We start from the raw sequence: 25,130 nt of genomic DNA on the forward strand, positions 1-25,130 counted from the left end.
CGATGAAACTGCCCAACAGCCTGACAAGATCATCGAATCGGGGAGCAAGCTCCGGTCGAGGCAGTAGCCCTTGGCACAGATGGATTCCAGCTTGGATCGTGACCGCTTACCTTGGTTGCTTCTTTGTCTGGCCAGTCATTCAGGATCTCAGGGCCTTGTTCTTTGTTCCGTTTGGATTGCTTTTGGGCCATTCCTATTGGTTCACCGCTCTTGGCCTGCCGAACTCGGTTCAACTGATTCTGGCAGCTATCTTGGCAATCATCGTGTTCTCGTTGCCTTGGTTTAGCGTTCTGTCCGGCACGCGCAGGGCAACAACGCTCTGCACCTTGGGTGTAATCGTTGTGTTGTTCATGCAAATCTCGGGATGTCGTCTTCAGGGGCAGAAAGCGAACGCTGCGGTGAGCCAAGCCCAACGGGCTTGCGTCATGCAGCCCAGGGTTCGCAGAACCCTGGGTATCGAGTCGTCCCTCACCTCCATCTCGCCGAACCCCAACGGGGTTCCGTCGGTCTCCACAGACCACGAAAGCCGCGCCAGCAGAGTAGCCATCTCGCTCCGCGAGATGAGCTGGACGCATGGCAAACTCACTGGCTCACGAGTTTCGAGCGTCGTGCATGGTGGCGAAAGCCGTTTGCTCATCTCGACGGAGCGAGATGGCTACCGTGCTTCGCTGGATCGTAGCTGGCAGGCTTTCAAGCACGTCCAAACATCACCTAATAGCGCCGGAGGACCAGCGCACTCCAGGACGCTTCCGCGTGCTTTCACCCTTCCCGCCTCTTGATGTCATGAAACGACTTCTTCTCCTCTCACTCGCCTTCATCGCCACCACCCACGCCCAAACCGTGGACTATACGAAGCAGATCGCGCCGCTTTGGGACACCTACTGTGTCGACTGCCACAGCGCGGACGACGCGGATGGGGAGTTCGCGTTGGACACGTTTGCGGCGCTCATGAAGGGCGGCGAGGAAGGCGCGGCCATCGTGGCGGGGAAGGCAGAGGAGTCGCTGCTGGTGAAGTTCCTCGAAGGGCGCTCGGGTCGCGGTGGGAAGAATGAATTCATGCCACCCGGCAAGCGCGAGAAGCTGAAAGCGGAAGAGATCGCGCTCATCAAGGCGTGGATCAACGCGGGTGCGAAGGGTCCACTCGTCGCGGAGGCGAAACCGATGCCGAAGGAGGTCATCACACCGAAAATCGCGCCCACGGTGCCGCCAAAGCGCTCGATCCAGGCGGTGGCGTTTTCGCCAAAAGTGCAGCTCATCGCCACTGCACGCTACGGTGAGGTCGAACTCGTCAATCCGGTCAATCAAGTCACCGTTCGCAAACTCACCGGCTTCACGGGCAAGGTGAACGCGGTCGCGTTCTCGCCCGATGGCGAAACGGTCTATGCCGCCGGTGGCGAGGCGGGCATCGTGGGCATCGTGCGGAGTTGGAAAACGAGCGATGGCAGCTCTTTGCGCTCCTTTGAAGGTCACACGGATGCCGCGTATGCCCTCGCGGTTTCGCCGGATGGCAAATGGATCGCCACGGGAGCTTACGATCAAAAAATCAGGCTTTGGGACACCGCGACGGGAAAAGAGATCGCTCTGCTCAAGGGCCACAACGGCGCGGTGAACGGCCTCTCGTTCCGCCCCGATGGCAAGGTGCTCGCCAGTGCCAGCGCGGACCGCACGGTGAAGCTGTGGAGCATCCCGACAGGCCAGCGACTCGACACCCTCTCGCAACCGACGAAGGAGCAGACGAGCGTCGTTTTCAGCGCGGATGGCAAAACGCTCTTCGCCGCCGGTGGCGACAACCGCATCCGCGTGTGGGCGATCAGCGCCGCCGCGAAAGAAGGCACGAACAAGATCCTCACCAGCCGCTTCGCGCATGAAGGCGGCCTGCTCAATCTCGCGCTCTCCGCCGATGGCAAACTGCTCGCCTCGACCGCGACAGACAAAACGCTCAAACTCTGGAACACCGCCGACCTCACCGAAAAGCTCTTGCTCGAAAAACAACCCGACTGGACCTCCTCGCTCACATTCACCGACAAAGCGCAGCTCATCGCGGGTCGCGTGGATGGCTCGTGGCAGCTCTATGAGGCGACGAAGTAGCTTCGATTGGCCATCGAAGCCGGTATTGAAGACCTGACAGAAGCGTATTACCCTGCCACCTATGAAAGTTCTTTCCGTCAAACTCCCCGAGAATCTCTTCCTCGACATCAGCCGCGAGGCTTCGCGGCGCAAGGTGACGCGCTCGGAGGTGATTCGCGACCGTCTGTCGGCCAAAACGCCCACCAAGGCATCGCTCTGGGACCAGATGGAGGATCTGGTCATTCATGATGACACGCTGCCGAAGGATCTCTCCGCCAACAAAGCCCACCTGAAAAAATATGGCCAGAACCGTACTCGCTGACACCGGCGCGATCGTGGCCGCGCTGCGATCCCGCGACAAGCATCACTCCTGGGCTCGCCAGCAGTGGTCGGGCTTGATCGAGCCCTGCCTGACCTGCGAGGCGGTCGTGTCCGAGTGTTTCTTCCTTCTGGAGGGTGCCAAGGAAGGGAAGGAGAAGCTCTCCCTGCTTCTCGAACGCGGCGTGATTCGCGTGGCCTTTGATTTTGCGGATTCCAAACAGGAGACGCTTTCCCTCATGCGCCGTTACCACGACACACCGATGAGCTTTGCGGATGCCTGCCTCGTCCGCATGTCAGAGATGTTCGCCGAGAGCCAGGTCTTCACCACCGACTCTGATTTTGTCGTTTACCGTCGGTTTGGCCGTCAGGTCATTCCGCTCATCGTCCCTTGGTAACTGCCGATTTAAATCTTCCCCATCATGAAAAACGCCAGTTTGATCCTCCTTTCGATTTTGAGTCTTAACGGGCTTTCCATCGCTCAGACTCCTAAAGCCACGACAGATGCCGCGAAGCCAGCCATGACTCCAAAGCCTGCCAAGGCCGTGAAAGTCGAGCTGACGAGCCTCACGCCGCGTGCGGCACACATCGGCGGTGAACTGCTCGTGACGGTGGCGGGCAAAAACTTCACCGAGGACATGCAACCGATGGCCTCGCATCCGGGACTGAAGCTGCAGGTGGCCAAAGAGAGCGTCAAAGCCACCAGCGCTCGTTTGCGCATCATGGCGGGCGTGGATGTGCCGCGCGGGGCTTACGACGTGTGGTTAAAGAATGCCGCCGGCGAGTCCGCACGGCTCAAAGTGTATGCTGACGAACTTCAGCCGACCGTGACAAAGGCCGCCGATTTCAAAGAAGCACCGGTGAAGGTGGCGAAGCTGCCGGCGAGCCTCTGGGGCACCTTGTCAGAAACCGGCCAGCACGACGCCTATCTCATCACCGCGAAGGCGGGCGAGGAACTCGTGCTCGATCTAGCCGTGGCGCAGATCGGCAGCGCGGCGAAATCGCCCACGCTGGAGATCCTCGACCTGAATCGCACTGTGCTCGCGGTGAATCGCGGGCTCGACAGCGGCAGCGATCCCTTCCTCGCATGGAAAGCTCCGGCGGATGGCGAATACGTCGTGCTCGTGAGTAACACGACGATGGATGGCAGCGCAAATCATGCGTATCAACTCACCGTCGGCGCTTTACCGTATGTGACGGGCTGGTCACCGCTGACTGCGCGAGTTGGGAAGGAAACAGAGGTGAAGCTCATCGGGCATCATTTGGGCAAAAACGCCGTGGTGAAGGTCACGCCCGAAAAAGAAGGCCGCATGCCGGTGGCGCTTGGAAACCAAGCGTTTCGCTTCCGAGATCGTCCGGCGCTGATGGTGAGTGGATTGGCGCAGGTGAGCGAAGTCGAGGGGAATGATGACATTGCGAAGGCGCAGGTCGTTTCCATTCCTGCGAACATCAACGGTTTGGTTGCCAAAGCGGCTGACACCGATCACTTCGCCTTCGATGCCAAAAAAGGCCAGACGTGGATCATCGAAACCAACGCCGCTCAAGCAGGCTCGCCGGCGGACACGAAAATCGAAGTCCTTCACACCGATGGCAAACCCGTGGCCCGTTTGCTCATGCAGGCCGTGCGGGACAGCTACAACAACTTCCGCAGTGTCGATGCCAACAACCCGGACATCCGCCTGCAAAATTGGGAGGAGATGGAGCTGAACGAGTATGTATGGTTCAACGGCGATGTGATGAAGATCATCCGCATGCCACGCGGGCCGGACGGCGGCTGCTTCTTCTACATCAACGATGGCAAACGCCGCGCTTACTTCGACACCAGCGCCACCTCGCACTCGCTCGACGAGCCCTGCTACGTCGTGCAGCCCTACCCGCTCGGCAGCAGCATCGCCGCGAACGGCCTGCCCATTTTCACCGTGAACTATCAAAACGACGACAGCGGCGACCGCAAAATCGGCCGCGACTCGCGCCTGAACTTCACCGCGCCTGCGGATGGCCGTTTCGTCGTCAAAGTCACCGACACCCGCGGCTGGGGCGGCGAGCGCTTTGTGTATTCACTCGCCATCCGCGAGCCGAAGCCCGACTTCAGCGTCAAACTCGCCGGCATGAATCCCACCGTGATGCCCGGAGCCTCCGTCGGCTTCTCCTTCCGCGCCGAGCGCACGGACAACTTCGACGATCCCATCCAGATCGACATCACCGGCCTGCCCGCCGGTTACTGGGCCACCTCGCCGCTCATCATCGAGGCCGGTCACGACCTCATCAGCGGCTCACTTCACGCCATGCCCGATGCCGCAAAAGATGCCGACTGGTCCAAACTGAAGATCACCGCCACCGCGAAGGGCCTCACGCACGACGCGGGCAGCTTCGGCAAAGTCACGCTCGGTGCGAAACCGAAGTTCATCATCGTTTTGGAGCCTGATGTCGGTGGCAAGCCCGTCATGCGTGATCTCGCGGAAGAAACCAAGCCGCTCGAACTCACCCTCGCGCCCGGACAAAGCGTGAAAGCCTGGCTGCGAGCCGTGCGCCTGAATGACAAAGGCATCATCAACCTCGACGTGCATGGATTGCCCCACGGCGTCATCATCGACGACATCGGCCTCAACGGCGTGCAGATCCGCGAAGGCGAAAACGAGCGCCCCATCTTCTTCCGCGCCGCGAACTGGGTGCAGGACCAGGACAAACTCTGCCACGGCGCGATCAGCTCCACGCGAAACGAACACGACAGCGCGGGGCTGCAAACGAGCTTTCCGATCCTCATGAAGATCCGGAAGGCGGGCGTGGCGGCGAGGTAGAGTGGTCCGCACAGTCCTCTGTGCGGAATGGAAAGCATCCCGATTTCCAAACGCCGCACAGAGGACTGTGCGGGTGATGTGATCATGGGATTGGTGCGTGAACCTTCGTATTTCCGGGCTTTCCCTCAAGCTCTATCGCGGGTGCATGAGCATAATTTCGCAGCTTCGTGACCTTCAGTTGTCATATTTTGTCATGCAGCGAATGGCCTCCTGCGCACTGTTTCGCATGGATCCTCACGCGAGTTGTCCATGGCTACTGTGTGTAAGCCGGTTGAGGATTGGACAGCAGGTTGTTTTGGTGAAGGCGGGTTGTTCTATTTTACACCCAGCACTTGTCCGGCGGTCACTGTCATGGTTTCGTGATCCAGTTCCTGCATGAGCCTTGCCCTGCCCAGCCATTCCAAGATCCAAATCTCTCCCACGGGTCTGGATGTCCTCGCGCCTCTGACCTTTGAGGAATGGAGCCAAGTTGCCAACTCCTTGGGGCAAGCCGCGCGCGGCATTTCTTTTGTGATCGGTGACTGGCTCGTCTATGGCGATGCCACCTTCCGCAAAGGTCCGGCTGCGAGCCGTGTCGCCACGGATGCCTATGATGCGGCCATTCAGGCCACGGGCTTGGACAGGACCACCCTCCACAACTATGCTTACGTTGCGCGGCGCGTGTCCAGGAACCGCCGCAATGAGGTCCTCGCCTGGGAGCATCACAAGGTGGTCGCCAAGCTGCCCGCTGCTGAGCAGAGCCGCTGGCTGTCACTGGCCGCCCCCAAGAAGAACCAGCGGGCAATTGGCACCATGCGCTTGCGCAAAAGCATCATTGCCGGGCGCGTGCTCACCCCTGAGGAGATGGTGGCCGATCCTGCGGATCGTGGCAGAAACAATCATATTCCCTACATCAACAGGCTTTGTGCTTGGTGGAGCGACATGAAGGAGAATAGGTGGCCCCAGCGTGCCACAGCTGAGCAGGTGGAGACCCTGCTGCGTGATTTTGGACGGGTTATGAAACTCAGTGGCGAGTTGATCCAACTGTTGGAAACCAAGCGCCGCAGAAAGCCCTGATGTCCAAGTCCGAATATCCCGAGGTCTTGTTCAGCTACAGCCTATCATTTGGCGAGCGAGAGTTTCTGGTCCGTATCATGCCCTCTGGCGTGATGGTTTGGGACGACTACCAGGCGCGCCGGGCCTGCTGCGATCCAGCAGCACCCATGGTTGGCGATGACGAATTTACGGTGTCATTGAATCTCAGTTCCGAGCTGCTTAGGTGGTTTAAGAAAGCAGCGACCATGCTCACCGATGGTACATGGACCACCAAAGACGAAGCCGAGCTTGATCAAAAACTTGCGCCGCTGTTTTGGAGTCAGATCAATCCACGTCTGCCCGCCCCCATCGAGCCGCCTTTGCCATAATGCTGCGTCAAAGCTGCTCATAGATTTTCACGATGGGCAGCAGGTCGCGCTTGAGTGCCGCACGCTGCTGTGGCGTGGCTCGATGCAACCACTGCTCTTTCTGAATATTTGACCACCATGCACAGAGACGATTGAGCTGCGGGATGTGATTAGGGATGCCACGATCGGCAGGATCAAGCTTCATGTCCGCCGGTTTCAGCAGCCTGCCCGCCGAAATGCTTTTGCGCAGGCGACGGGTGGAAACCACCTCCTTACCATTCCCGGCAATACGCAGCCAGCGCGACTGGCCGTCGTGTTCCAATTTCGCCACCACCTTGTGGTGTTCCCACGAAAGGTTTTCATGGCGCAGGGAATGTGGCACGCGCCTCGCCACATAGGCATAGGTGGCCAATGTGGTGTGGTCCAGTCCAGTGGCTTCAACGGCGGCAGCATAGTCGTCGGCAGACACACGAGATGTCTTTTTGGCCGTCGTGCTGGCGAACTGTGTTTGACCATAAACCAGCCAGTCGCCGATGAGGAAGCCGATGCAGCGTGATGCCTCGTTGAGTCGTGGTGCCAATGAGGCCCATTCGGTAAAGGATAAAGAGGCATGCACGGCGAGGCCGGTGCGGGAGACGGTGAACTTGGGAGAGTCAGGCAGGGTGAGGCTCATGGCACGAGGTTCTGTTGGTTGAGTTCATCCATGCGGCGGCGACGGTAGCTCTGACGCGCCTTCGCGGAGCGCATGGCGCGGCTGGGAGCCAGGCCGAGAGCGTCGGTGAACTCCACACAGCGCTTGCTGACCGCAGCGCGGGTGACGCCGTAACGACGAGCGATGTCGGTCATGGAATCCCCCATATAGGAAATGCCGGTGGCAAGGGCGAGGCACTCGACGGAGAGCCTCACGTTGTCTTGGCCAAGCAATTCACCCACCAGTCTGCGAATGAAGTGCAGCACATCTTCGTGATCGGGAGTACCCTGATTCGACTCGACATCATCGACAGGTTCATCGAATTCCTCAGGCTGGATGGAGCATTGGTGATTCTGCACAGCATCACGAAATCCACTCCCGCTGGTGTCGGACATCTGAGGTTGATCAAGTCCCAATACCGCGAGTTGTTGCCGCTCCTCAGGAGGAAGTGATGCCACCCAGGCGCGGTATTCACGCTGGTAGGCCGAGTCACTGCTGCGTTGCCGACGGGTGTAATTGGTGTCGTCATGATCCTCGCCATGTCGTGTGGACGAGGCTTTCACAATGCCACCTCCCTCTGACGGATGACGCCATGTGTCGGAAGTTGGTTCAACAGCCACGCAATGACCTGGGGAGGATCAAAGCGGACCAGCCGGCCGATTCGCACGAAGGGCAGTCCCGCCTTCCTCAGATAGCCCACCTGTCGAAGACTACAGCGCGCGAAGCGGGTTACATCGCGTGCCGTCCAAAGATGGGGTGATGCAGGCTGCGATTGCGTCTGCCCCGGCCTGTCTGCCCATGATTGCATGTGGTTGCTCATGCACGGGGTGCGATGTCAACCAACCGGGCATCTTCGTTGCGCAACGAAGATCACCAGGGCCCTCAAAACGGACTGACCACCCCGCCTTTGATCGGATAGCCGCTTTCGCCGTCAATCTTGGGCTGGTCTTCCAGCATCAGGTAGCTGCTCGGCGGTTTCACATGCTCAAGGCGGCTCGGATCCCAGAACAAATCGACCTTCGGATCGGCCCACAGCAGCACCGGGTACTTCTTGCCGTCCTCGCCGGTGTAGAGGCCTACCACCCACTCCCCGTTGACGGGTTCCCGGAACTCCGGATGCAGCGGATCCAGCGAGCGGAAGCGGTGGCCGAACTGGGGGAGTCCTGAATCAAAGTCACGCTTGGCACGTTCTGCCATGCCATCCGCACGCGGCGGTGTAGGCTGAGGGGGGGCTGTCTTGCCCAGCTCCGACAAGGGAATCACCCGGCGCACTGCCGGCTTTTCATAGGAGGTTCTGTTCATAATCGCTGTTTTGTTCAATGAAGGCCACGCTCGAATAGCCCCGCTGGTTGCGCTCCGGCCCGGCGCTTTTGCGTTCCACGGACCCGAACATTTCCAGCATGCGGTTGTTCAGTTCCTTGCGTGCAGCCATTTCCGGCAGCGGATCCCATTTCTGGTCGCCGCAGTAATCTGCATAGGCCTCAAGCAGTTCATTCTTCTCAAGGCATTCACCGTCGCGGCGCTCCACCTTGGCCAGCAGGAATCCTCGAATCGAGTCGGACATGCCGAGCAGGGCCTCGAGCCGCTGCGTTTGGGCCGCCGACAATTCACGTGCTCTGCCCGCCTTCGAGTCCGCGAGCACTTCGGAGGCTCCGACGATGGCCCAGTTGAGGATGCCTGGCCCCTCATGTTCAATGAGCCAGTTGTCCAGCTCACGGATGATGGGAGTGTTCCCGTCAGCTTTATGAAATTCGATGATCTGCAACCGCCGCCGCCATGCTTTCACATCTCCTGATAGACGCACCGAAAGACGGTTATTGCAGGTGATGAGCACGTTGAAGTTGCCGCGGATATTGAAGACCTCATTACTATTTTTTCCTTCGGGGGTGAGCAGGTCATTGCCGACGATGCGCTTCAATGTGTGTGCGCCTTTGGTGCGCAGAAAGCCTGGATCAACGTCTGCGCCGTAAAGCAGCGAGCGCCCAATGTAGCGATAGAGCTCAAAGCGCTCTTCAAGGTGTTCGGTTCGCAGTTCCTGGCAGTTGTGAACACCGACGAGCTTCTGAATCACATTGGATGTAGTGCCCTTGCCCGTGCCGCCCTCTCCATGGAGGATCAGCACAGTCTGCGTCAAGTTGCGGCCCAGCAGGCACTGTCCGGCATAGTATTGCAGCAGGCTGATGTCGTCTTCATCCAATGCTGGCCGCAACACTTTGTCTAAAAACACCGGACAGCGCGCCTTCGGATCAAAGGCAATCGGCGAGGAGTTGCGGCTGAAGTGGGAGGGACTGAACTCCTGCAGTTCCATGGATTCATCACCGATGACGAGGAAGCCGTTGGCCACATGAATTCCCAGCGGTGTTTGGGCAAAAACATCGGTCCTTTCGCAAATGCCCTTCAGATGGCCCACCACCGGCTTGGCAAAGCGCATGCTGGTCAACTCAACGCAGTCTTCCCTGAAAACGGTCTCCTTGGTCACGGTCCGGCAGGTCAGTTGCTCCATACTGGGTTCGCTCTCAGGCCGCCACAACCCGCTTTCCGAATGGTAGCGGAAGAACCGTTTTTCCGTGGGTTCGTGCAGCAGCTCGCTCTGATGGGCCACCAAGCCTGCCCAGAATCGTTCATTGAGTCCGACCACCGCCCCCGTCTCGCCGTTGAGGAACGCTGGGGCGCCAAAATCATCCATCACCGAATGCCAGTCTTCCTTGGGCACAAAGGCTGCAGCAGGTTTTTCCCGTGCACTCTTGGCAGCTTGTTTGAGCGTTCCCTGGTTGATGCCAAAGGCTCGCTTGCAAAGCCGCGCCAGTTCGCCTTGGGCGATTGGATTTAGACAGGATGCCATTCTACCAAGGCGCTGGAGCACCATGGCATGTTCCAGCCCTTCGGTTTCCTGCAGAATGGGCAGCGCTTCTTTGAAAAGCTCCACGGCCAGGAGATCGCCTTCCAGCTTGGGCTGCACTTCAATGGATCGCCCAGCCACATCCAGCCACCACCCCGAGAACGTGGCGGCCCCCAGCCTTTCCCGGCAGTCATCCACTCCCTTGGGCATTGACCACGGAATGCGGGGTAGGAGAACTGGAAGCGGAGCGATCAGCTTGGCCATCTTGACGGCAGCGTCGGCGAACTGGAAGTTCAGCGCCGTGTCAGTGTCGCCAAGGAACAGAATGCGCCGACACGGGTGGTCCTTGAGATGAGTGACCAGTCTCGGGCAAAGACTCCCCTCATGCATGAAGCCATAAAACCCGCTGATGCCAACGGCACGGAAACCGGCCTCACATAGCGAGATGGCCTTGAACTCGCCCTCGACGATGATCAGATCTGCCTGATGAAAAAGGTCAGGAAAGTCCGGGATGTAAGGATGCACACCGCTTCCAGCCGCCTGGGTGTATTTGCGGTCGGTCAATGGCTGGTTGAGCCGCAATCGGCCAAAGGGCCTGCCCTGAACGTGGACACCATAGGGGATGAACAGGCCTGCATAGGACTGGCCGATGAGTGTCTTGGCTTCCTCTGGCGAAACCGGTCGAATGCCCAGTCGCTGCAAGGTGGCCGTCGCAATGCCTGGGCGCATGGGGGTGGTGGCATCCTGGCTCACGACTGTTTCTTCCCAATTGGAGAATTGGTGACCGTGGACCCCGAGTCAGCTGTCGAGGATTGGTTTTTCGAGGGGACGATTCGTCGGTCGCGCAAATACGCCATCACTTCGAGGAAGTCGTACCGAATGGACACGCCCAGGTGGATATGCGGCAGACCGGCTTTGCGCAGGTTCATCAAGTGGCGCACGCTAATGTTCAGATGCCGTGCCAGTTCATGTTCGGTCAACCAGAGGCCGGTGCGTTGGGGTAAATTGCCATTCATACCCGTGGTAGCCGTGTCAACTTGACCAGCCGCGTCAACACGCTTGGCACGAGAAAAACAGATCGCTCAAGATCCAGCCCCAGCTTCGGTTTCAAGATGCATCGAACCCAGTCGAGTTCGATCTGGGGACGCTTGGGACACCTTTTTGGAAGTCCTCTAGCACATGTGAAAAAAACATGTTGTCCCCCTCAACCAGCATGAAGAAAAGTTTTTTTGCCGTGCATTAAGAGTTTGGAAAAGGTGTCCCAAGTGTCCCAAGCCACAAAAAAAGCGCGATCTGCTGAGATCATGAACGCCGGATTCAGCCAAAGCGGATGGGGATGCACGTGCGGCCGCCAATCCGGGAACGAATTCGACCTGCCATCATTGCCGACACTTCAGCACCACGCTTTGACATGACCGCTCTTGTTAACTGCTCATGAGCACCCTTGCCACCACACGCTGCTACATCTCGCTGAACCGCCTCGCTCAACTCACTGGCCACAGCCGCGTGACGCTCCTACTGCGCCTCAAGGACGGAAAGCTCCAGGCCGATGCCGCCATGGACATCGGTGGCGGCAAACTGCTGCCCCTATTCTTCGCCGATAAAGCCACTCCTTCCCAGGCTGCCGCAACCACGGCTGAGCATCCACTGCTGTAATCCATCTTTGCGCCACAACGGCAGCACTCATCACTTCACACCATCGACAAGTCACACACACCATGCCGCCCTCGCTCAACCTCCTGATCCAATCTCTGAAACTGCCCGCTCTCAGCAAAGCCCAGGTCATCGCCCTCAAATCCCTGCAAGACAACTGGGAGCGGCACTCGGAACGGATGGAGCAGTTGCGCCCGGAGCGTGTCCTGCTCGATCAAAAGGCCGCATACGGGGCCTTCACGGCTGATCCCTCCCCAGAAAACGAGCAGCGCCTCGCCGTGCTCGCTGACGAACGCCTCACCAGCAAACGCTACACGCTGCTGCACCAGGCCCACGCGGAGGTCAGGCACCAGATCATCTCAAAGGCGACCGCGCTGATGCGCCCTCACCTTGAATCGATCCAGCAGAGTTTGAGGACGGAGTTGCAGTCGCGGGAGGCTGTCGCTGAAGCCGAAGCACGCAGCAAGCGCACCGACGAAGGCTGCCTCCAACTGCGTATGTCGGCTGAGGAGCTGGATCAATGGATCAAACTGTTCGATCAGGGGCTGGAGGGTGACGAAGACGGCTGGCTCGAAATGTTATCAGATGCGCTGCAATGCCTCGGCGGCGAGGACGCCTCGGCCAAGAAATCACCCGCATCGCGCCCTTCCAACCTTGTTGCGCAACAATGATGCACAACCATGACACTTGGGAGGTTTCCGCTGCCGCCTCAGTTCTCCTGCAACGTTGGTTATCACTGCTGATCATCATGCGTGCGCAACAGCCTTGCTCATCAGGGTTTAGCAGGCCTCGTGGCTGTTCGCAGCGGCCTGCACCCTAACAGTGAGAGGAAGTAGGCAAGAGCAAGAAAATCAGAGGCAATGTCCCACATCAAGCCAGCGCGGGATGCTCGTTTGGCAAGCATTTACGTGCTGGTGCTTGCCGTTGGAGGGGTAAGTATGCGCCTACCTGCTTGAACGTTGAGAGACTTCATGGCGGCCTCAAACACGAAAAAAAGTGGAAAGCACAAATTCGCGTTTGCATGGAATTTGCGTGGTGGGGAGCCGACCCAAGGTCACAGACGCGCACGAAAAGAGATTCCCTTGCACGGAGCGGTGCTCATCGGCACGCAGCAGCCTGCCAAAGCAATTTTCTAGCGGACTTCACAAAGAAGAACACGTTGGGCTGCTGATCAAACATGAGCCGGAATGCCTGCGGATCGGTCATGCTGGCAAAGAAGGCACTCTGAATGGATTTGGGAGACATGGCAGGATGATAACAAGGGTGAGCGGCATGACATCCGCTAACTGTGCCGAAGCCCATTGAACCTGAAAGCCCAATATCTCCGCCTACCCTCGGTTTAAGCTTGGTTCTCCAGGCTCGGAGTTAGCGTATCAAAGCCTTCACCACGATATCGCGAAACGCCAGGTGATGTGGTAGCTCGACCTTCGCTTTGCGATGGAGCACCACGACCTCCTCACGGCCAAAGAGCTTCGAAAGATCACGGAAGGCGACGCCGCGATAGCTGCTGTGGCCTTGGGCGGCTTCTTTGAGGATCATCGGGCTCACGGAAGTGACGCTGATGCCGAAACCCATTCGCACGTAGCCGACGACGATGTCGAAGGTGCTCGCGGTGAGCGCGACGTTGGCCTTTTGCCAGAGTGCAGCGGCTTCGAAGACGTCTTGAATGTGGCGGCGTGAGTTGGCACCTGAGCCGGGCAAAACAAGTGGCTGCTTGATGAGGTCAGTGAGCTTCAGTCTCTTCGCTTCGAGCAATGGATGTCCGATCGGGCAAACGAGCACGAAGGAATAAGCGGTCACGGGTGTGACTTCGATGCGCGGCTGCTTCGGCGCATCGATCTGGCCGATGATGGCAACATCGGCCTCACCGTCTTCGAGATGTTTGCGCGCCATCGTGGACGGGCGGTCGATGAACGACAACTCCACCTCTGGAAAGCGTTTGCGATAGATCTCGAGCGGCTTTTGCAGCTCGTGCAGCAGCAGGCTCGCCGTGGTGGCCACGGTGATGCGACGGGCGAGTTTTTGGTTTTGAACGGCGAAGAGCTCGCGGATGAGGTCGAAGCTTTCGACGAGCGGCTGCGACAATTGCACCAGCAGCTCGCCCTGCGGAGTGAGCACGGCGGTTTTGCCAGACTGCTGCACCATCGCAGCACCAAACTCATCCTCCAGCGCCTTGATCTGCTGCCACACGGAGGGCACGGATATCTGCAATGTCTCAGCCACAGCGGTGAAGCTGCCTTTGCGTGCAAGTTCGACGAGCGCTCTAAGCTGGCGGAAGCGGAGTTCTTTGAAGTAGCGGCGGGGTTCGGTTGCCATGGCTCAGATTAGGTAAAGACTAAAGGTGTTTAGGGAGATTGTTACGCAACGAACTTTCTCTTTTTCGCGGAGTGGACTCTTTTGGTCAAGCCCATGAAAAAGATTCCGTTTCAGCGTTCCCTCCCGAAAGGCGTGTTCAGACTTCTGTGCGCTGTTGCGTGCATTGCCGGTGCCTTGTCATCGCACGCTGCCGACTCCTCTTGGAATGTCGATGCCGCTGGCAACTGGAGCACAGCGGGGAGCTGGACGGCGGGCGTCCCAGGCTCGACTTCGATCCTGACCAGCGCGGACATAGCCACTTTTTCCAACACGCTCACGGCGGCACGCACGGTGACGGTGGACGCCAATCGCAACATCGGCGGCATCACCTTTGGCAACACGTCCACCTTTGGATTCACCCTTTCTAGCGGCAATCTCCTGCTCACGAATGGTGGCGTGATTCAAAACCTCTTGGGCACGGGCAATCACACCGACACCATCTCCAGCGCTATCACCATTCAGGGCAATGGCGGCTCGGCGACTTTCACGGCGAATGCGACTTCCGGGACGAGTCTGCTGAGTATTGCGAATGTTTCGGGCGTATCCACGGCAGGCAACACGACCACGGTCAACCTCAACGGCAGCAATACGGCGACCGGCAACGAGGTGCGAGTCCTGACCAACGGCACTTCCGGCGGGAAACTGGCCATCGTGAAAAGTGGCGCGGGCACGTGGTCGCTGGGATTGCCGAACACCCTCAACACCTTCACCGGCGGCATCACGATCAATGCCGGCACGCTCCGGGCGGGCACTGGTGCGGGGGGGGCAGGCGCTCGGCTCAGCCAATGCGATCACCCTCGCCAACACGGCCGGGACGATTCTCGACCTCAGTGTCGCGAACACGAGCCAGACCATCGGTTCCCTCGCTGGCGGCGGCACGACGGGGGGTAACGTCACCTTGGCAAACAGCCTCATCCTCACACTGGGATTGGATAACACGAACACCTCCTTTGCAGGGGTGATCAGCGGCGGGACGGGTGCCATCATTAAGACGGGCACGGGAACACAGACGCTTACCGGCACGAACACTTACACCGGCAGCACACGCATCAACCTCGGCACTCTCGCCCTCGACTTCTCCGGTGCCACCGCTCCGGCGACGAACATCATCTCGTCCAGCTCTGGGCTGAATTTGGCCGGCGGTACGCTCAGTCTCATCGGCAAGGCTTCGACGACGAACAGCCAAACCTTTGCCTCCACCACGCTCACGGCGGGCAATGCCTCCGCGCTCAGCCTGACCGCGAATGTCACCGCCAATCCGCTGCTGCTTAATATGGGAGCGATCACCCGCAATGTGGGGAGCACACTGAATATCACGCTACCCACGGGCACGCAGTCCGCGACCAACGGCGTGCGCACCTCGACCACCAACGTGAGCAACAATGTCTTCACCAATAGCTCCAATGTTGCCTACGCCACCATCGGCGGCACGACGTGGGCGGGCCGCACCGGTTCTGGCACACAGAACCTCGTGGCCTTCACGGATGCAGGCGGCAGCTACAGCACGGGCAACGCGAACTATACATCGACCCGCAACATGGATGTCACCGATGGAGACGCGCCCGCGGCGGACTTCACCGTCAATACGCTGCGTTTCAATGGCAATCACACACTGACGCTGCAAGGCACCAACAACATCGTCTCGACTGGTGGCGTGCTCGTCACCCCAGGTTCCACCTCCACGATCACGGGCGGCACGCTTCGATCGAGCACCACGGCGGATGCGCTTCAGTTCATCAATTTCGGCACACAGCTCACCATCAACTCGGCCATTGCGGATAACGGTGTCGATCCCACGAACCTGACGCTCGCCGGACCTGGCACGACGATCCTCAATGGCGAGAACACTTACACAGGCGGGACTTACATCACCGGTGGCACGGTGAAGGTGGGGCACGCCCAGGCCTTGGGCACGAGCGCTGCGGTGAGCCTCGCTGATAACTCCAACGCCATCCTCGATCTCAACGGCTTCGATCTCACCATCGGCTCCCTTGCAGGCGGAGGCGGGCAGGGCACGGCTGGACAGGTCACCTTTGGCACCAGTGGCGGCACCGTGGCGCTGGGCAGCAGGACGCTGACCGTCGGGAATTCCACAAACACCGTGTTTGGCGGCACGATCACAGGAACCGGAGGCAGCCTGGTCAAGGTAGGCAGCGGTGAGCTGCTGCTGCATGGCGCGAACACCTTCACCGGTGGTGTGGTCATTAGGGCAGGCACGCTTTCCGCCGCAGGCGTCACCGGAAACAATGCCTTTGGCAGCGGCACGATCACGCTGGGTGATAGCGCTGGTGGCAATGCCAATGCCACATTGCGAGTGGGCACCACGCTGGGTGTCGGCGGCCTCTATGTTTACAACAACCCCATCGTCCTCGCTTCAAACACCACCGGCATCCTCAACGTCACCACCAATAGCGCCAACGGCACCTATGAACTCACGGGCGGCGTGACGGGGAATAACAACTTTAGTATCAACCCCACCAATGGCGGCGGTCTGATCTTTTCCACCAACGCCATCAACAACTCCGGCACACTGCTGGTGAGCAATGCCACCAACTTCCTTGGCATCACCATCAGCGGCGGCATCGGCTCGAATGTCACGGACTTGAGCGTCGTGAACGGCAACACGGGAGGCATCACCATCTCCACGCTGGGCGTGAACAACCGGGGTGCCATCACCCACACCGGTGCGGGTTCCGGCGCGGCGGGGATCAGTGCCGTGATCGGCAGCACCATCACCGGCATCACGCAAAACAGTGCCACCTCCATCCTGACGCTCAGTGGAGCGAACACCTTCTCGGCCCCCATCCAGATCCTGGCCGGCACGCTGGCGGCCAGCGGGACGAGTTCGGTATCGTCGCTCGGAATCAATGCCCCCATCACGATCGCCAATGAGACCACAGCGACCTTGGCCCTGGGAAATCAGATCCGCGTCATTGGCTCCATCGCCGGTGGTGGGACCACCGGTGGAAACATCACCACGGGAGGCACGAGCGGAGGTTTGATCGTGGGTGGGAACCACACCAGCACGACCTACGCGGGCATCATCAGCGGCGCGGGGGCCGGCCCCGGCACGCTCCGCAAGGTTGGCACCGGCACGCTCACGCTCACTGGAGCCAACAGCTACACAGGGGCAACCATCGCCTCCGGTGGCACTCTGCTCTTCGACTACGCCTCGGCGGACCCCTACATCACCTCCGGCAACCTCAGCCTCAATGGCGGGCGCATCACGTTCAAAGGCAGCGGCAGCACCACCGACACCATCGGCACTGTCACCACGGTGCTCTACTCCCGCAGCGGGATCCGGGTGGAGGGCGGCGCGACCCTTACGACCGGGGCTTGGACTTCAGGTGGCAACACCAATCCAGTGCTTGTGGACCTTTCCGCATCGGGCACCAACACACTCAAGACCACCAGTGCTTTCTCCACCACGGACTCTGGCAGCACCGTCGCCGTTATCAACAACCTCGTCCTACTCGGCACCACCACCGCAGGCAGCAAGCGGGCGAATCTGTATGTGCAGGACGCCACCGGCATCGGCTTTGCCACGCAGGATGGCTCAAACAACATCGTCCGCTATACCAGCGCGACAACGCTGGACGCTGGCACTGCGACGACGAACACGACGAACTACAAACTCAGCGCCGATCTCACCCGCACGGCGGCGCTCAATTTCCAAACCCTTGACATAAGCACCTCGGGTGGAGCCGTAACCCTCAGCATGGGAGCCCTGAACCTCACCCCGAACGCCTCCGGACGTAGCATTCTCGTCACTGGAAACAACGACGCCACGATCACCTCCACCACCGGCGTTGTGACCTTCGGCACCAGTTACAACATCGCCAACTACGGTACCGGCACGACCACCATGAATATGAATAATTCAGGGATTGCCATCGTCAAAAACGGGCCCGGCTTGGTGGTCTATTCTAAATCCAACAATCCTGGGGATGTGTATGTCACGGAAGGCACGCTGCGCTTCAATCAAGCCATGACCTACAACACCAACGTGCTGCGCATCTATGGAGGAGGCATCTTTGAGATCGGTGCGGATCTGGAAACCGGCAACGCAGGCGATCTTACACGCGCAGTCGGCACATCCGTCAATAACGTCTCCATCCTCGGCGATGGTGGCTTCAGTGCTCATGGAGCGGACCGTGTGGTCGCCCTCGGTGGTGTGGCCAGCCCCACCGCTCTCACTTGGGGAGCCAGCAACTTTCTCACCGACAGCTCTGGCACAGCCGATTACGATGCCATCTTCAGGCTCGGCTCCGCCACCTCCACGCACACCCTGGAATTTGCCAATGCCATCAACCTCGGCAACCGCCAGCGCTTCATCGAAGTGGCCAACGGCACCAGCAGCACGAACGTGGACGGTCGGTTCACGGGCGTGATGAGTGGAACGGGCGGCCTGACAAAAATCGGTGCGGGCACGCTCGCTCTCACGGCGGCTAACAACTACAGCGGCACCACCACCGTCAGCGCTGGCACCCTGGAACTCAGCAGCTCGGGAGCGCTGGCCGACATCAGCGCGGTAAATGTCACCGGCAGCAGCGCAGTCTTCCAAATCTCAGGAATCACCGCTGGTAGCGAGACTGTGGGTTCTCTCGCCGGAGTAAGTGGTTCATCCGTCATCCTGGGAGCCAAGAACCTCAATGTCGGCGGCGACACTACCAGCACCACTTTCGCTGGCGTCATCTCCGGCACCGGCGGCAGCATCACGAAAGCTGGCTCAGGCACCCTGACCCTCACCGGCACGAACACCTACACCGGTACCACCACCGTCAGCGGTGGCAGTTTGCAAGTCGGCAGCAACGGCAACGGACGCGCCGGCACTGGAGCCGTCACCGTCCAGAGCGGCAGCACCATCCTAGGCAGCGGCGTCATTCAAGGCACCACTTTCACGGCTGATAGCGGCTCCACCATTCGCCCTGGAGATAGCGTGGCAGACAGCAGCCACGGCACCCTCACTTTCACCCCTGCCACGGCATCAGCCAGCACCAGCAGCCTCCAAGGCAGCATCATCCTCGGCATCAGCACGCCCACCATCACCGACGCCACCTATGGTGGCAATGTCCTCGGCACAGCGGGTTACAACGCTTGGGTGGATGCCATCTCCGGTACTGGCAGTCATGATCGACTGGTCTTTAACAATCCCGGCAGTGGCAGCGGCTACAACCTGAACTTCCTCACCACCACCGGCAGCCTCCAGGTCGTCGGAAGCAGCTTCACCCCAGCGAGGGGGCAGGCCTTCAACCTGCTGGACTGGGCCAGCTTGGTGATCCCAAACTTCACGGGCTTCACCTTCAACAGCGGCTACCTCACCGGCAATGGCGACGAAGGTGCTGACCTCGACCTGCCGGACATTAGCGGTTCCGGTTTCGCCTGGGACTTCAGCCGCTTCACCACCAGCGGCATCATCGTCGTCGTCCCTGAGCCAGGCCGCGCAGTGCTCCTCATGCTCGGCCTCGTGGGTCTCGTAACGCGCCGCCGCCGAAAATGCTAAACAGTGGAGATCCTCCTGCGCCTTCCCTTCATGCCACCGCCTCCCAAATACACCTCGGCAGAAAAAGCCGCATTTCTCGCCGAGGCCCGCGCCATGCAGCGAACCGGCGTTCCTAAGCGTCTCATCGCCGCGCACCTCGGTGTCAATTTGGCCTCTCTGAGCACCTGGCTGCGCGATGACACCCTGGCCAAACTCTACCCACCCAAGCCACTGCTGCTGCCGCGCAACCGAAGATCCGGACAGTCAATAAAGCGAGCGCTAACCTAAACCCCACAAACGATTGAACCCTCCCTTCAAACTCAATGGCCAGTCGCATGCAGTTAACTTGTCCTCGCTGGAAGAAATCTCCGGTGTTCGGACCATCGCCGTCCAGCTCACTCCCGCTGCGGCCCAGCGCCTGCTGGAGCGAAACATCCACAACCGCAAGATCTCCGAAAAAGTGATCCAGAAATACGTTGCTGAAATCAAAGCGGGCGAGTGGCGGCTCACCCCCGGCGGCATTGGCTTCGACGACCATGGTGTGCTCGTGGACGGCCAGCACCGCCTCAGCGCCATCGTGCGCGCCAATCAAGCCGTGCCCATGCTCATCACCCTCGGCCTGCCCAAAGCGTGTCAGGAGAAAGTGGACCGCCAGCGCAGGCGCACCCTTTTTGACGCCCTGTTCCTCGCCGGGCACGCCTTCCAGCGCCAGGAGGTGGAGATTGCCACCTGTCTCACCCGCCGCCTCGTGCGCAGTGATAGCGGCGTGGTGCCCAGCGACTTCCTCGTGAAGCAAACGCTCGAATGCCACCTAGAGCACATCCGTGCGGTCTTCGCTCTGATGAAAGGTGACAACAAATCTAAGCGCGGCCTCAGCCAAGCCGCCTTCCTCTCCGCCGCCGTGCTTTACCATGAGATCGACCCTGCCAAATGCGCTGAGTTCCTCGAAGGCGTGCGCACTGGCGAGATGCTGACCCAAGACCACCCCGCCATGCGCCTGCGCCGCTTCCTGCTCGGTGAAACCGTCACGACAGCGATGCCACGCGGCGGGGCGAACCAGAGTTTCATCTTCCGCCGGGCCGTCTTCGCCATGCAAGCTCATCTCGATGGTCGGAACATCTCCGGGCTGCGTGAACTGGAGGATTTCACTGCTTCTGGGCGCGCGCTTGCACGGTCTTAGGTCCATGAATGATCCCATCGCACCATTGCAGGTTAAAGGGTTCCACGGCGTCGCCGCCAAGCTTGGCGCAGCCACGCACTTGATGCGATTCTTGCAACACCCACGACTGACATGACGGGCGCGGTATTGAACGGATCGCTTCTAGCGCTGGCCGGCATGGCAGTGGTCATGTTGGTGCTGCTCGTCACCCGCTGGCGCTGGAATCCCTTTCTCGCGCTGACGCTGACTTCTTTGCTCATGGGCGGTGGCGCGGTGCTGCTGTGTGTGGTGCCGACCTCGAACACGGTGGCGTGGACGTTTCCAGGTGTGCTGGAGACGTTTCAATCTGGACTGGGTAGGACACTCGGCAGTGTGGCCCCCCTCGTGATTCTCGGGGCCATTCTCGGGCGTGTGCTGGCGGAGTCCGGCGGTGCCACGGTGCTGGCGCAGCGTTTCACGCGTTTCTTTGGCAAAGCCAATGCTGGCTGGTGCATCATCGCCCTCGCCATCACGGTCGGTTTGAGCACGTGGTTCGCCGTCGGGCTGTATCTGCTGCTGCCCGTCCTCGTCAGCCTCACGCGGGAGACGGGGCGGCCTTTTCTCACGCTGGCGGTTCCCATGCTCGCCTTTCTTTCCGTGATGCACGGCCTCATGCCGCCGCATCCGGGGCCGGTGATTGCCGTGGCCGCGCTACAGGCAGACACGGGCAAGGTCTTGTTGTGGGCGCTGCTCATCGGTATTCCCACGGCGGCAGTGGCAGGACCGTTTTTTGCCAGGATCGCCGTGCAGCCCGCGCTACCCGAGCGGTCGAGTGACGAATCGCTGTCTCAGGTGCTACCGGGCTTCGGCATCACGCTGCTCACCATTCTGCTGCCGGTGCTACACATGCTCGGCAGCACGCTGGTGGAGCTGCTTCATGCCCAGGCATCCGTGGTCGGGCGCTGCCTGACGGGTGTCGGACATCCTGTCGCCGCCATGTTCATCGGCGTGCTATTCAGCCTCTGGTCGCTGGGATTGCGCTGTGGGCGTGATCTTGCGGCCCTGATGCGCAGTGTGGAGCAAAGCGGTGCCAGCGTGGGCATGATGCTTTTGATTGTGGGCGCGGGCGGAGGCTTTGGCCGTGTGCTGACGGAGAGCGGCGTGGCACGCGTGCTGGGCGGACTCGCCGCTGAAGCGCATCTGCCCGTGTTGTTGTATGCGTGGCTTACGGCGGCTTTCATCCGTGTGGCGACGGGTTCCGCCACGGTCGCCATCACCGTCGCAGCGGAGCTGATCGCACCACTCATCACTCCTGGCAGCCTTGTGAATCGTGAGCTGCTGGTGCTCGCCATCGGCTTCGGCTCGCTCTTTCTCTCGCACCTCAATGATGGCGGTTTCTGGATCGTCAAAGAAAGCCTCGGCCTCACCGTGCGCGAGACGCTGCAAACCTGGACCATCACCGAAACCATCATCGGCATCGCTGGTCTTCTGCTCACACTTCTGGCCGCTGCCTTGTTGCCTTCCTAATCTCAACCGAACCCCAATCCATGCTCATCCTCGACGCTCACCTCGATCTCGCCCTCAACGCCATTGAATGGAACCGTGATCTGACGCAGCCACTCGCCAGAATCCGTGCTCAGGAAGCCCACTTGAAGGACAAACCAGACCGTGGGCGCGGTGTGGTGAGTTTTGGAGAAATGCGTCGTGCAGGCATCGGCCTCTGTGTCGCTACACAGCTCGCCCGCGTGGAGCGGAATGCCTACAGCCCCATCCTCGGCTGGCGCTCCCAGCCGCAAGCATGGTCCATGACACAGGCCCAGCTCGCCTGGTATGAGTGCATGGAAGAAGCGGGCGAACTCGTGCAACTCCGCGATGCGGTGGCTCTGCAAAACCACATCAACCGCTGGCAGCAAGCCCTCGCCCGGAATGACGACTCGCACCTCGCCCTGCCCATCGGCTATGTGCTTTCGCTAGAGGGTGCGGACTCGCTCGTCACGCTCGATCATCTGCATCGTGCCCATGCACGCGGCCTGCGTGCCATCGGCCCCGCGCATTACGGCCCCGGCGTCTATGTGAACGGCACGGATGCCACCGGCAAACTCAGTGATGAGGGCAAGGCGCTGCTGCGCGAGGCCTCCCAGCTCGGCATGATCCTTGATGCCACGCATCTTTGTGACGATGCCTTCTGGCAGGCGCTGGAACTTTACGACGGCCCCATCTGGGCCAGCCATCACAACTGCCGCGCCCTCGTCCCGCACAATCGTCAGCTCAGCGATCATATGATCCTCGCGCTGGCCCAACGCGATGCCGTCATCGGTGCCGCATTCGATGCCTGGATGCTCGCTCCAGGCTGGGTGCGTGGCCAGACCACACCGCAGTCCGCCGGTGTCACCCTCAACACGGTGGTCGATCACATGGACCACATCTGCCAGCTCACCGGCACCGCACGCCACTGCGGCATCGGCTCCGATCTCGACGGCTGCTTTGGCACCGAGCAAACCCCGGCCGATCTCGAAACCATCGCCGACCTCACCAAGCTGCCCGCCTTGCTCCAACAACGCGGCTACAACGCCGCCGACGTGCAGGGCATCATGAGTGGAAACTTCATCTGCGCTCTGTTCAAAGCCTTCCAACAAAAGGCCGCCGCCCCCTCTGTTCGCCCTGGCACTCAAATCGCGCCGGTCATCACCACCCACTGAGCCATCTGCATGAACGACCAAATCCGACAACATCGCATCGTCCCCGTCGCCATCATTGATGATGCCGCCCACGCTGTTCCTCTGGCCAAAGCCTTGAGCGCGGGTGGACTACCGATCATCGAGGTCACGCTGCGAACACCTGCCGCACTGGAAGCCATCCGCGCCATCCGTGCTGAGTGCCCTGAAATGCTCGTCGGCGCTGGCACCGTGCTCACACCCCAGCAGGTGCATGAATCCGTCGCTGCCGGAGCCATGTTCGGCGTGAGTCCTGGTCTGAATGCGGATGTCGTTCGTGCCGCCAGAGACGCAGGTCTGTTTTTCATGCCCGGCGTCATGACACCCAGCGATGTCGAGGCCGCGCTCGCCTTAGATTGCCGTCTGCTGAAGTTTTTCCCCGCCGTGCCTGCGGGCGGCCTCGCCATGCTCCAATCCCTCGCCGGACCCTACGCGCATACCGGCGTGCAGTTCGTCCCGCTCGGCGGGGTGAATGCCAACAACATGAGTGACTACCTTGCCCTACCCAGCGTCGCCGCCATCGGTGGTTCATGGATCTGCGACCGTGCTCTTGTGCGCGAGCAACGATGGTCAGAAATCACCGCGTTGTGCCACGCCGCTGCTCAAAGCATTTCCCTCAACGCATGAAAACTCTACTCACCCTGCTTTTCATCCCGGCGCTGCTTGCCACTGCTCAAAACGCTGCCCCCGGCACACGCAATGCCTTGGAGCAGACCGCTGCGCCCACGCCAGGACTCGATGACAGCTCATTGGTAGCCGATTCGCCCAAGACCTTTCCGCGTAAAGGCCCGCTGCCACTTCTCTACCCACCTAATCTGCCCATGCGAGATGAGGAGTCTGAGGTGGATTACTTCATCTTCAGTGCCCCGCTGGAACCGGGCACCCCCATCGGCCAGGTGCCCGCTGAAGTGCCTGCGCCATCGCGTTATCCGGGCCGGACCTTGGAACAAATCGCCCGCATCGAGTCCGAGATACCCCATGGCACTTTCACTCCTCCAGAGAATGCCTGGAACCACCTCTCTCGCACGCGCCGCATCCTCACCGAAGGCGGAGACCTGCACATTCTGGCCCTCGGCGACAGCATCATCAATGACACCGTGCGCAGCGGCTGGGTAGCCAAGCTCCAGCAGGCCTACCCGAAGGTGCGGATCAAACTCACCGTCTATATCCGAGGCGGCGGTGGCTGCCATCATTTCAAAGAAGAAGGCCGTGTGCAGAAATACATCCTCCCGCGCCAGCCCGACCTCATTCACATCGGTGGCATCAGTCAAAAGGACATCGCCAGCATCCGAGAAGTCATTCAGCAAATTCGGGCTGGACTACCCGACGTGGAGTTCCTCCTCACCAGCGGTGTCTTTGGCCGCGTGGATCTGCGTGATCCTGCCAAGCTCGCTCTCGCTCCCCATTCCGGCACGGGTGCCTACGGCCAGGCCCTGCGGCAGCTCGCCTCGGACGAACGCTGTGCCTATCTCGACATGACCCGCTCCTGGGCCGACTACCTCGTCTCATCGCAGCAGCACCCCCACGCCTTCTACCGCGACCGTGTGCACGCCAATGAGTTCGGCGAGCAAGTGCTCTCCCGCATCCTGATAGCCTTTTTCAAACCATGACCGCATCCTTTAGTCTTAGACTAAAAGACATTAGGGAGATTGTTCCAACCCAGAAGTGAGATACCCCAATCCAACACGTATTT

23 protein-coding genes are annotated in these 25,130 nt (G+C 60.1%); 17 read left to right on the plus strand and 6 right to left on the minus strand.

Annotated elements, in window-relative coordinates:
• The first annotated feature begins 98 nt into the window (after positions 1 to 98).
• The 7 genes from ACILSE_RS15570 (at position 99) to ACILSE_RS15600 (ending at position 6,586) form a co-directional block, all read left to right on the plus strand.
• Positions 99 to 779: a hypothetical protein gene (locus ACILSE_RS15570; RefSeq protein WP_395718335.1), complete on the plus strand. Its 681-nt coding sequence runs from the start codon at positions 99 to 101 to the stop codon at positions 777 to 779.
• Positions 780 to 783: 4 nt separating this feature from the next.
• On the plus strand, positions 784 to 2,088 hold the full coding sequence (locus ACILSE_RS15575) for a c-type cytochrome domain-containing protein (RefSeq protein WP_395718336.1): 1,305 nt from the start codon (positions 784 to 786) through the stop codon (positions 2,086 to 2,088).
• 61 nt (positions 2,089 to 2,149) lie between these two features.
• On the plus strand, positions 2,150 to 2,389 hold the full coding sequence (locus ACILSE_RS15580; RefSeq protein ID WP_395718337.1) for a hypothetical protein: 240 nt from the start codon (positions 2,150 to 2,152) through the stop codon (positions 2,387 to 2,389).
• Positions 2,367 to 2,783, plus strand: coding sequence for a type II toxin-antitoxin system VapC family toxin (locus ACILSE_RS15585; protein WP_395718338.1), 417 nt, complete (start codon positions 2,367 to 2,369; stop codon positions 2,781 to 2,783). Before ACILSE_RS15580 ends, ACILSE_RS15585 begins: the two co-directional genes overlap by 23 nt.
• 24 nt (positions 2,784 to 2,807) lie before the next feature.
• Entirely contained in the window at positions 2,808 to 5,183 is a 2,376-nt protein-coding gene (locus ACILSE_RS15590) for a hypothetical protein (RefSeq protein ID WP_395718339.1), read from the plus strand.
• Positions 5,184 to 5,558: 375 nt separating this feature from the next.
• The gene (locus ACILSE_RS15595) at positions 5,559 to 6,239 is read left to right on the plus strand and encodes a hypothetical protein (RefSeq protein ID WP_395718340.1); all 681 of its coding nucleotides are present in this window, start codon (positions 5,559 to 5,561) and stop codon (positions 6,237 to 6,239) included.
• Positions 6,239 to 6,586 carry a hypothetical protein gene (locus ACILSE_RS15600; protein WP_395718341.1) on the plus strand — a complete coding sequence of 116 codons (348 nt, stop codon included), beginning with the start codon at positions 6,239 to 6,241 and terminating at the stop codon, positions 6,584 to 6,586. The genes ACILSE_RS15595 and ACILSE_RS15600 overlap by 1 nt, the downstream gene beginning before the upstream one ends.
• 7 nt (positions 6,587 to 6,593) lie before the next feature.
• Here ACILSE_RS15600 and ACILSE_RS15605 read toward each other — a convergent pair whose 3' ends face one another.
• The 4 genes from ACILSE_RS15605 to ACILSE_RS15620 form a co-directional block, all read right to left on the minus strand.
• A complete protein-coding gene (locus tag ACILSE_RS15605; protein WP_395718342.1) occupies positions 6,594 to 7,238 on the minus strand; it encodes a hypothetical protein in 645 nt (214 codons plus the stop codon).
• Positions 7,235 to 7,819, minus strand: coding sequence for a hypothetical protein (locus ACILSE_RS15610; RefSeq protein WP_395718343.1), 585 nt, complete (start codon positions 7,817 to 7,819; stop codon positions 7,235 to 7,237). Before ACILSE_RS15610 ends, ACILSE_RS15605 begins: the two co-directional genes overlap by 4 nt.
• Before the next feature lie 319 nt (positions 7,820 to 8,138).
• On the minus strand, positions 8,139 to 8,558 hold the full coding sequence (locus ACILSE_RS15615) for a hypothetical protein (protein ID WP_395718344.1): 420 nt from the start codon (positions 8,556 to 8,558) through the stop codon (positions 8,139 to 8,141).
• Positions 8,539 to 10,824, minus strand: a complete 2,286-nt coding sequence (locus ACILSE_RS15620; RefSeq protein WP_395718345.1) for a DUF3854 domain-containing protein — start codon at positions 10,822 to 10,824, stop codon at positions 8,539 to 8,541. Before ACILSE_RS15620 ends, ACILSE_RS15615 begins: the two co-directional genes overlap by 20 nt.
• A 705-nt stretch (positions 10,825 to 11,529) precedes the next feature.
• On the opposite strand from ACILSE_RS15620, the gene ACILSE_RS15625 reads away from it, so the two are divergent.
• Both ACILSE_RS15625 and ACILSE_RS15630 read left to right on the plus strand, forming a co-directional pair.
• Positions 11,530 to 11,751: a hypothetical protein gene (locus tag ACILSE_RS15625; protein ID WP_395718346.1), complete on the plus strand. Its 222-nt coding sequence runs from the start codon at positions 11,530 to 11,532 to the stop codon at positions 11,749 to 11,751.
• 62 nt (positions 11,752 to 11,813) lie between these two features.
• A complete protein-coding gene (locus ACILSE_RS15630) occupies positions 11,814 to 12,419 on the plus strand; it encodes a hypothetical protein (protein WP_395718347.1) in 606 nt (201 codons plus the stop codon).
• A gap of 427 nt (positions 12,420 to 12,846) precedes the next feature.
• Here the strand turns inward: ACILSE_RS15630 and ACILSE_RS15635 are convergent, their stop codons facing one another.
• Both ACILSE_RS15635 and ACILSE_RS15640 read right to left on the minus strand, forming a co-directional pair.
• Entirely contained in the window at positions 12,847 to 12,993 is a 147-nt protein-coding gene (locus ACILSE_RS15635; RefSeq protein WP_395718348.1) for a hypothetical protein, read from the minus strand.
• A 120-nt stretch (positions 12,994 to 13,113) separates the two neighbouring features.
• A complete protein-coding gene (locus tag ACILSE_RS15640; protein ID WP_395718349.1) occupies positions 13,114 to 14,064 on the minus strand; it encodes a LysR family transcriptional regulator in 951 nt (316 codons plus the stop codon).
• A gap of 174 nt (positions 14,065 to 14,238) precedes the next feature.
• On the opposite strand from ACILSE_RS15640, the gene ACILSE_RS15645 reads away from it, so the two are divergent.
• The 8 genes from ACILSE_RS15645 (at position 14,239) to ACILSE_RS15680 (ending at position 25,047) form a co-directional block, all read left to right on the plus strand.
• Positions 14,239 to 14,994 (plus strand): autotransporter-associated beta strand repeat-containing protein, encoded by a 756-nt coding sequence (locus ACILSE_RS15645; protein ID WP_395718350.1) that lies wholly within the window; start codon positions 14,239 to 14,241, stop codon positions 14,992 to 14,994.
• A 67-nt stretch (positions 14,995 to 15,061) separates the two neighbouring features.
• The gene (locus tag ACILSE_RS15650; protein WP_395718373.1) at positions 15,062 to 19,606 is read left to right on the plus strand and encodes a beta strand repeat-containing protein; all 4,545 of its coding nucleotides are present in this window, start codon (positions 15,062 to 15,064) and stop codon (positions 19,604 to 19,606) included.
• Between the two features lie 30 nt (positions 19,607 to 19,636).
• Positions 19,637 to 19,873 carry a hypothetical protein gene (locus tag ACILSE_RS15655; RefSeq protein ID WP_395718351.1) on the plus strand — a complete coding sequence of 79 codons (237 nt, stop codon included), beginning with the start codon at positions 19,637 to 19,639 and terminating at the stop codon, positions 19,871 to 19,873.
• 13 nt (positions 19,874 to 19,886) lie between these two features.
• Entirely contained in the window at positions 19,887 to 20,765 is an 879-nt protein-coding gene (locus ACILSE_RS15660) for a hypothetical protein (RefSeq protein WP_395718352.1), read from the plus strand.
• A 111-nt stretch (positions 20,766 to 20,876) separates the two neighbouring features.
• On the plus strand, positions 20,877 to 22,250 hold the full coding sequence (locus tag ACILSE_RS15665) for a gluconate:H+ symporter (protein WP_395718353.1): 1,374 nt from the start codon (positions 20,877 to 20,879) through the stop codon (positions 22,248 to 22,250).
• 20 nt (positions 22,251 to 22,270) lie between these two features.
• Positions 22,271 to 23,422 (plus strand): dipeptidase, encoded by a 1,152-nt coding sequence (locus tag ACILSE_RS15670; protein ID WP_395718354.1) that lies wholly within the window; start codon positions 22,271 to 22,273, stop codon positions 23,420 to 23,422.
• Positions 23,423 to 23,431: 9 nt separating this feature from the next.
• Positions 23,432 to 24,064, plus strand: a complete 633-nt coding sequence (gene eda, locus ACILSE_RS15675) for a bifunctional 4-hydroxy-2-oxoglutarate aldolase/2-dehydro-3-deoxy-phosphogluconate aldolase (RefSeq protein WP_395718355.1) — start codon at positions 23,432 to 23,434, stop codon at positions 24,062 to 24,064.
• Positions 24,061 to 25,047, plus strand: a complete 987-nt coding sequence (locus tag ACILSE_RS15680) for an SGNH/GDSL hydrolase family protein (protein ID WP_395718356.1) — start codon at positions 24,061 to 24,063, stop codon at positions 25,045 to 25,047. The genes eda and ACILSE_RS15680 overlap by 4 nt, the downstream gene beginning before the upstream one ends.
• Positions 25,048 to 25,130: the final 83 nt, after the last annotated feature.

Origin of the sequence: Prosthecobacter sp., assembly GCF_044236155.1 — a bacterium.
Taxonomy (GTDB): Bacteria; Verrucomicrobiota; Verrucomicrobiia; order Verrucomicrobiales; family Verrucomicrobiaceae; genus Prosthecobacter.

Bases quoted from the DNA above. Each gene is read 5' to 3' on its own strand.
- ACILSE_RS15575 (WP_395718336.1), top strand. From the start codon at position 784: ATGAAACGACTTCTTCTCCTCTCACTCGCCTTCATCGCCACCACCCAC.
- ACILSE_RS15580 (WP_395718337.1), top strand. From the start codon at position 2,150: ATGAAAGTTCTTTCCGTCAAACTCCCCGAGAATCTCTTCCTCGACATC.
- ACILSE_RS15585 (WP_395718338.1), top strand. From the start codon at position 2,367: ATGGCCAGAACCGTACTCGCTGACACCGGCGCGATCGTGGCCGCGCTG.
- ACILSE_RS15590 (WP_395718339.1), top strand. From the start codon at position 2,808: ATGAAAAACGCCAGTTTGATCCTCCTTTCGATTTTGAGTCTTAACGGG.
- ACILSE_RS15595 (WP_395718340.1), top strand. From the start codon at position 5,559: ATGAGCCTTGCCCTGCCCAGCCATTCCAAGATCCAAATCTCTCCCACG.
- ACILSE_RS15600 (WP_395718341.1), top strand. From the start codon at position 6,239: ATGTCCAAGTCCGAATATCCCGAGGTCTTGTTCAGCTACAGCCTATCA.
- ACILSE_RS15605 (WP_395718342.1), bottom strand. From the start codon at position 7,238: ATGAGCCTCACCCTGCCTGACTCTCCCAAGTTCACCGTCTCCCGCACC.
- ACILSE_RS15615 (WP_395718344.1), bottom strand. From the start codon at position 8,558: ATGAACAGAACCTCCTATGAAAAGCCGGCAGTGCGCCGGGTGATTCCC.
- ACILSE_RS15620 (WP_395718345.1), bottom strand. From the start codon at position 10,824: ATGCGCCCAGGCATTGCGACGGCCACCTTGCAGCGACTGGGCATTCGA.
- ACILSE_RS15625 (WP_395718346.1), top strand. From the start codon at position 11,530: ATGAGCACCCTTGCCACCACACGCTGCTACATCTCGCTGAACCGCCTC.
- ACILSE_RS15630 (WP_395718347.1), top strand. From the start codon at position 11,814: ATGCCGCCCTCGCTCAACCTCCTGATCCAATCTCTGAAACTGCCCGCT.
- ACILSE_RS15635 (WP_395718348.1), bottom strand. From the start codon at position 12,993: ATGTCTCCCAAATCCATTCAGAGTGCCTTCTTTGCCAGCATGACCGAT.
- ACILSE_RS15640 (WP_395718349.1), bottom strand. From the start codon at position 14,064: ATGGCAACCGAACCCCGCCGCTACTTCAAAGAACTCCGCTTCCGCCAG.
- ACILSE_RS15655 (WP_395718351.1), top strand. From the start codon at position 19,637: ATGCCACCGCCTCCCAAATACACCTCGGCAGAAAAAGCCGCATTTCTC.
- ACILSE_RS15665 (WP_395718353.1), top strand. From the start codon at position 20,877: ATGACGGGCGCGGTATTGAACGGATCGCTTCTAGCGCTGGCCGGCATG.
- ACILSE_RS15670 (WP_395718354.1), top strand. From the start codon at position 22,271: ATGCTCATCCTCGACGCTCACCTCGATCTCGCCCTCAACGCCATTGAA.
- eda (WP_395718355.1), top strand. From the start codon at position 23,432: ATGAACGACCAAATCCGACAACATCGCATCGTCCCCGTCGCCATCATT.
- ACILSE_RS15680 (WP_395718356.1), top strand. From the start codon at position 24,061: ATGAAAACTCTACTCACCCTGCTTTTCATCCCGGCGCTGCTTGCCACT.